We start from the raw sequence: 5,708 nt of genomic DNA, 5'->3' as shown, positions 1-5,708 counted from the left end.
GCGTTCTTTGCGCCTTTGCGTTAACACCCTTGCGTCCCTCACAACAGTATCCCTATCGCAAACAAGACCCCAAAAAGGAGATGCAACCGTCCCGTTCCCACCAACGCCTTATTCAGCGCCCGACCCCGCTCACGATTTACGAAATCGATCAGGTTGAGCGCCATCGGTGCGGTGAGCCAAGCCAACAGCGTAAACGGCGACTCACCACCCCACATCCACGCCAGTGGCAACGTCACAAACGCACCAAGCACCAACAACGCAAACTCACTACGCGCAAAACGTTCACCGAAGATCACGGCCAGCGTCCGCTTACCCGCCTTACGGTCGGTCGGCGCATCACGCAAATTATTCACCACCAAGATAGCCGTCACCAGCATCGCTACCGGCAACGCGGCCCACAACGCCACCCAACGGAACTGGCCAGTGTGAGCGTAGTCGGTGCCGATCACGGCCACCAACCCAAAAAAGACAAAAGTAAACAGATCACCAAGACCGTTATAGCCAAGCGGAAACGGGCCGGCCGTATAGAGAATACCGGCAGCAATCGACAACAGACCGATCACCAATATAGGCCAACCGGCCACCGCAATCAGATAGACACCGGCCAGCGCCGCAATCCCAAAACTGACCAGCGCAGCCACCAACACCGTCTTTGCCGGTAACAGGCCAAACTGCGTCACCCGGGGCGGACCAAGCCGCTCGCCGGTATCGGCACCTTTCTTTGCGTCAAAATAATCGTTGGCGAGATTGGTCCCAATCTGAATAAAGAGCGCTCCTACGAGGGCAGCCAGCAGAACCAATGGCCGAAACTGGCCGGCGCTAAAGGCCAGTGCTGAGCCAACCAGCACCGGCACAACTGCCGCCGGCAACGTTGCCGGGCGGGCAGCCATCAGCCAAATCTGCCACTGCGACGGTCGCCCCGCCGGAGCTGCTTTGGTAGTCATTGTTACGCTCCTGTTGGTAACAGTACGTACCGCCCGTCATCACGGATAGCGCCGGAAGCGGCGGAAGTTGGGCTTTCGCTTCTCGAGAAATGCCTGCTTACCCTCCTGTGCCTCCTCGGTCAGGTAGTAAAGCAGCGTCGCATCGCCGGCCAACTGCTGCAAGCCGGCATACCCATCAGCCGCAGCGTTGATGCTCGCCTTCAACATGCGGATAGCCAGCGGACTCTTCTCCAGAATCTCGCGCGCCCACTGCACGCCTTCATCTTCAAGCCGTTCGAGCGGCACCACCGCATTCACCAAACCCATTTCCAAGGCTTGTTGCGCAGTATACTGCCGACACAGATACCAAATCTCTCGCGCCTTCTTATCACCGACCATGCGAGCCAACAGGTTCGAGCCATACCCACCGTCGAAACTACCTACCTTCGGTCCGGTCTGCCCAAAAATCGCGTTCTCGGCAGCGATAGTCAGGTCGCACACCACATGCAACACATGACCGCCACCGATCGCATACCCGGCCACCAACGCAATCACCGGCTTAGGAATGATCCGGATCAGCCGTTGCAAATCGAGCACATTCAGCCGCGGAATCTGATCTTTGCCCACATAACCGCCTATACCGCGCACACTCTGATCACCACCCGAACAGAACGCCTTATCACCGGCGCCAGTAAACAAGATCACCCCAATCCGCTCATCGTCACGAGCGTGCGAAAAGGCATCGATCAGCTCGTTCACCGTTTCGGGACGGAACGCATTACGCTTTTCAGGCCGATTGATGGTAATCTTGGCAATCCCCTCACCGGCCGCATCGTGCTCGTAAATAATGTCGGTATAATCGCGAACTTTTACCCACTCGATTGGCATATGTCTCCTCTCGACAGTTGTTACCTTTGACTTCTCATTTTGCATAGTACCACAACATGATCAAATTCTCACAGGTTAATGCTTGGCAAACCGAGCGACATGCATGATCGCTAGCAGGCAAGCACAGAGTGAGACAGCGCATCGCTAATATGTAGAAGTTCTAAACAATTTCACCCAACCGATCCTTCCTGCAAAAACGCAATGATGGCCTGTGCAACGATCTCCGGCTGCTCGAGCTGCGCCGCGTGACCGGCATCCGGCACGATCACGTGACGCGCATGCGGCATCAGCGCCGCCATCTGCGCCCCAATCGCGCAGAACTTCTCGTCGAGCGCGCCGGTGATGAGCAGGGTGGGGGTTACAATGACCGGCAATGCCGCCCACAACGACGGCTGCCGCCCGACGCTCATGCCACGCAGCGCGTGAGCATAGCCTTGCGCACTCCCGGCCAGCCGCTGTGCCCGCTGTGCCGCCCGTACCTCCACCGGCAACCGTTGTTGCGATGCAAAGATTGGCTGCGCCGCCCAATAATCGACAAACCACTCCATCCCTTCCTGCTCGATCCGTCGGGCCAACGCCTCATCACTCGCCAGCCGAGCAGCCCGCTCGGCCGGATCGGCTAATCCCGGTGAAGCACCGATTAAAATCTGCCGCCTCACCCGCGCCGGCGCACCGGCCGTCAACAACAGCCCGATCCGCCCTCCCATCGAATAACCGCATAGATCCACCCGTTCGACACGCAAATGATCGAGGAGCGTCAGCAGATCGGCGACACACTGCTCAATTGCATAACGGGCCGGATCGGCAGGTGCATCACTCTGCCCATGTCCGATCAGATCAACGATGATCAGTGTATGATGCTCGGCCAACGTTGGCACCAACGGTTGCCACGTCTGCCCACTCCCGGTAAAACCGTGCAACAACAGTAACGGCGACCCCTCGCCGGTCAATTCGACATACCATTCAACACCGTTAAGGAGAAGCTTCACTGCATTCCGATCACGAGATTCTGACGAACAACACACAATCCATCGGTATATGCTACACTGAACATACAATCATGACAATGTGCAGGTGTATACCATAACTTCGAATCATCTCACCTGCACAGGAGCGAGGCTATGACCACGACTCCGACAAACGAACAATCATCAGCACCCTCTGCCGGTACCAGCTTATACGAACGGCCGGTGTTGCCGCTCCTCGATAGTGTGCTCTTTCCGCAGATGCTGGCGCCGCTCTTTGTCAGTGACGAGCGCGCGATCAATGCGGTCGAGCAGGCTGCTGCCGGTGATCGGATTGTGCTCGCCGTAGCCGCTCGCGGCCCGATCAAAGACTTTTCAATCGGGATCAATGATCTCTATACGGTCGGCGTGGAAGCGATGGTGCAGCGGGTTCGACGTTTGCCCGACGGAACCCTCAGTATTGTGATCGAGGGGCGTCAGCGGATGCAGATTGTAAGTGTCGTCAGTGAGCAACCGGCTTTGCGCGTGCTGGCTACACCGCTTGAAACGCCACCCCTCGACGACGATGCTGCGTTGATGGTTGAGGCACTCAGTCGCACGATCCTCACTACCTTCGAGAAGATTGTGCGCCTGTCGCGCAATTTGCCCGACGACGCCTATCTGTCCGCGCTCAACAGCGCCGAACCGGGTGAGTTGGCCGATATTATTGCGGCTCTGCTGCCCATCTCGGTGGAAGAGCGGCAAAAGATTCTCGAACTGGTTGATATTGAACAACGGCTGCGCCATCTTGAATTCTTGCTCGCCAAAGAACTTGACCTGCTCGAACTTGAAAACCGTATCCATAGCCAGGTACAGCAAGAGGTCGATCGCAGCCAGCGTGAGATGTTCCTGCGCGAGCAGTTGCGTGCCATTCAGCGCGAACTCGGCCAAGAAGACCCATTGCGCCGTGAGATTGCCCTCTTGCGCGAACGCGCCGCCGCCGCCGGATTACCACCTTACGCTATGGCCCGGTTTGAAGAAGAGTTGGCGCGGCTTGATCTCATCTCGCCGATGTCACCCGAACACGGCATGTTGCGCACCTACCTCGATTGGCTGATTTCTTTGCCGTGGAGCAACACCAGCCCGGAGAATCGTGACCTGCGCGTAGCAGCGGAAGTACTCGAGCGCAATCACTACGGCCTGCGCAAAGTCAAAGATCGTATCCTCGAATATATCGCCGTGCGCCAGCTGGCCGGCCCGGCCCGTCGTGCTCCTATCCTCTGCTTCGTCGGCCCACCCGGTGTTGGCAAGACGAGTCTCGGCCAAAGCATCGCCGAGGCGCTTGGTCGCCGCTTTGTGCGCCTAAGCCTTGGTGGCGTTCACGACGAAGCCGAAATTCGCGGCCATCGTCGCACCTACATCGGTGCCCTGCCCGGACGCATTTTGCAGCGTATGAAGGTAGCCGGCACCATCAACCCGGTCTTCATGCTCGACGAGGTTGATAAGCTTGGTAGCGATTTTCGTGGCGATCCGGCAGCCGCGTTGCTCGAGGTGCTCGATCCCGAACAGAATAGCACCTTCAGCGATCACTATCTCGATCTACCTTACGACCTCAGCCAGACGTTGTTCATCACGACGGCCAATGTCGCTGATGCGATCCCTGAAGCGTTGCTCGACCGGATGGAGTTGGTGGAGCTACCCGGCTATACTGAAGATGAAAAGTTGCACATTGCCCGGCGCTTCCTCATCCCCCGTCAAATGGCCGACAGTGGCTTGCCGCCGAAAACGATCCGGTTGAGTAACGAGACGATCCATACGATCATTCGCCACTACACCTATGAAGCCGGAGTGCGCAACCTCGAACGTGAAATCGGGGCTATTTGTCGCAAAATTGCCCGTCGGATCGCCGAAGGAAAACACCATCCGCGCCAGATTACCCCGCGTGCCCTTCCCAAGCTGCTCGGGCCACCCCGCTTCGAGATTGGCAAGATCGAACCGCACGATCAAGTCGGTGTGGCCATTGGGATGGTCTACACTAGTGCCGGCGGTGATGTTATGCCGGTTGAAGTCGTGTTGATGGACGGTAAAGGTAATCTGATCCTGACCGGTCAGCTTGGCGAAATCATGCAGGAGTCGGCGCAGGCCGCCCTCTCGTTCGCCCGTACCAATGCTACGCGCCTCGGGATCGAGATTCGCCATTTCGATAAGATCGATGTGCATGTGCATGTACCCGAAGGTGCTACTCCCAAAGATGGTCCATCGGCAGGGATCACTATCGCAATCGCTCTCATCTCGGCACTCACCGGGCGCAAGGTACGGCACGATATTGCCATGACCGGTGAAATTACCCTTCACGGGCGGATCTTGCCGATCGGTGGCGTCAAAGAAAAGGTATTGGGGGCGTATCGCGCCGGCATTCGCCAGATTATCTTACCCAAGCGCAACGAGCACGATCTGGTTGAGATACCACCAACGTTGCGCCGACAACTCACCATTCACCTCATTGAGCGTATCGAGCAAGCGATCGATCTTGTGTTGGGGCCACCACCACCCAAAGAACCACGTCGTGCCCCTCGTGTCATCCCCCGCCAATCCGAAGACGACTAGGCAGAGGATCAACGAAATATCGTTGAGGTATCGGCGCGTCGCCTCACCAACCCCCACCAATCACGCCCCACCCCGTCAGGGCTAAGGTGCATCACGCCTCTACAGCCACGCGCAACCTCTGTCATTTCGCGGGAGCGGAGCGACCGAGAAAGCCTAACGCAAAGTCGCTAAGCTCGCCAAGTCGCTGAGGCACGAGCCAGCCCACACCACCACACAATCGACGCTCCACACCCCCCTGTCATCTTGCGGGAAAACCCCTCTGTCATTTCGCGGGAGCGGAGCGACCGAGAAAGCCTAACGCAAAGTCGCTAAGCTCGCCAAGTCGCTGAGGCACGAGCCAGCCCAC

4 protein-coding genes are annotated in these 5,708 nt (G+C 57.7%); 1 reads left to right on the top strand and 3 read right to left on the bottom strand.

Translation table 11 applies throughout. The annotated features are described in order from the left end of the window. Nucleotides 1-38: 38 nt before the first annotated feature. The 3 genes from AC01ZF_RS11330 to menH form a co-directional block, all read right to left on the bottom strand. The gene (locus tag AC01ZF_RS11330; protein ID WP_424675641.1) at nt 39-944 is read right to left on the bottom strand and encodes a 1,4-dihydroxy-2-naphthoate polyprenyltransferase; all 906 of its coding nucleotides are present in this window, start codon (nt 942-944) and stop codon (nt 39-41) included. A gap of 39 nt (nt 945-983) precedes the next feature. Next, the gene (gene menB, locus AC01ZF_RS11325; RefSeq protein WP_424675640.1) at nt 984-1,811 is read right to left on the bottom strand and encodes a 1,4-dihydroxy-2-naphthoyl-CoA synthase; all 828 of its coding nucleotides are present in this window, start codon (nt 1,809-1,811) and stop codon (nt 984-986) included. Nucleotides 1,812-1,981: 170 nt separating this feature from the next. After that, nucleotides 1,982-2,800 carry a 2-succinyl-6-hydroxy-2,4-cyclohexadiene-1-carboxylate synthase gene (gene menH / locus AC01ZF_RS11320; RefSeq protein WP_424675639.1) on the bottom strand — a complete coding sequence of 273 codons (819 nt, stop codon included), beginning with the start codon at nt 2,798-2,800 and terminating at the stop codon, nt 1,982-1,984. A gap of 132 nt (nt 2,801-2,932) precedes the next feature. Between menH and lon the strand changes: the two genes are divergently transcribed. Further along, nucleotides 2,933-5,362 carry an endopeptidase La gene (gene lon, locus AC01ZF_RS11315; RefSeq protein ID WP_428111194.1) on the top strand — a complete coding sequence of 810 codons (2,430 nt, stop codon included), beginning with the start codon at nt 2,933-2,935 and terminating at the stop codon, nt 5,360-5,362. Nucleotides 5,363-5,708: the final 346 nt, after the last annotated feature.

This window comes from Chloroflexus sp. (genome assembly GCF_056331925.1).
The sequence above is the reverse complement of the archived record's forward strand: the minus strand, read 5'-3'. Positions and strand labels throughout refer to the sequence as shown.